Origin of the sequence: Methylobacterium sp. E-066, from assembly GCF_022829635.1 — a bacterium.
Classification (GTDB): Bacteria; Pseudomonadota; Alphaproteobacteria; order Rhizobiales; family Beijerinckiaceae; genus Methylobacterium.
Map to the genome: position 1 here is coordinate 2,501 of NZ_JAKSYO010000199.1, position 1,037 is coordinate 3,537.

General features: G+C 56.5%; 1 tRNA gene and 1 rRNA gene (1 of these 2 cut by a window edge). Both read right to left on the reverse strand.

Annotated elements, in window-relative coordinates:
• Window positions 1–561 (reverse strand): 23S ribosomal RNA (locus MKL20_RS29770); it reaches 2,247 nt to the left of the window's first position.
• Between the two features lie 337 nt (window positions 562–898).
• Window positions 899–974: transfer RNA gene (locus MKL20_RS29775), tRNA-Ala, on the reverse strand.
• Between the last annotated feature and the right edge of the window lie 63 nt (window positions 975–1,037).

A 1,037-nucleotide genomic window follows, 5' to 3' on the forward strand; every position in this document is an offset into this window, starting at 1 on the left:
CATCCGGTTTCAGGTGCTGTTTCACTCCCCTCGTCGGGGTGCTTTTCACCTTTCCCTCACGGTACTGGTTCGCTATCGGTCGCTGAGGAGTACTTAGGCTTGGAGGGTGGTCCCCCCATGTTCAGACAGGATTTCACGTGTCCCGCCCTACTCGAGTCCTGTGGTTCGTCCGTCCCGTACGGGGCTGTCACCCATCACGCCGGCCTTTCCAGACCGTTCCGGTAAACTCAACACAGGCACTGGCCTGATCCGCGTTCGCTCGCCACTACTGACGGAGTCTCGTTGATGTCCTTTCCTCCGGGTACTGAGATGTTTCAGTTCCCCGGGTTCGCTTCAAACCCCTATGGATTCAGGATTTGATACCTTCATGTGACCAACCGTATTGGAGAACCAGGCTCGCGCCTGGTCCCGCAATACGGAAGGTCGAAGGTGGGTTTCCCCATTCGGAAATCCCTGGATCAAAGCTCGTTCGCAGCTCCCCAAGGCTTATCGCAGCGTACCACGTCCTTCATCGCCTCTCAGCGCCAAGGCATCCACCGAATGCTCTTAAGACACTTGATCGCTCTCGTGATCGATGTCCGTTTTTTTGCCACTCGATCCAGAGGATCCAGAGCAAAAGTCTGACACGGTCACAAAAAGACCAGCGATCCGATCGTTTCCGATCAAATCGCCGTATGCTTGCCGAACATGACCGCCGGGGCTGACGCTTTCGCGCCCCCAACGGCCACATTCCCTCTTCACGATGTCACTGATGTTTTTTGCGCACGACGCGATCAACCGAACCTGTCGGTCCTCGTTGAACGTCTGCCGCAGCAAACTCATTCTCCAGATAGCCGGCTCAACACCTCGATTTGGGCTGAAGTCGCAGAAGCAACTCCAAAGAGTATCCCAAAAAAAATGGTGGAGCCAGACGGGATCGAACCGACGACCTCATGCTTGCAAAGCACGCGCTCTCCCAACTGAGCTATGGCCCCAAGGGGTCAGCCTCAGCCGATCGAACGTCCCGTGTCGTGGTGGGCCTGGGACGACTCGAACGT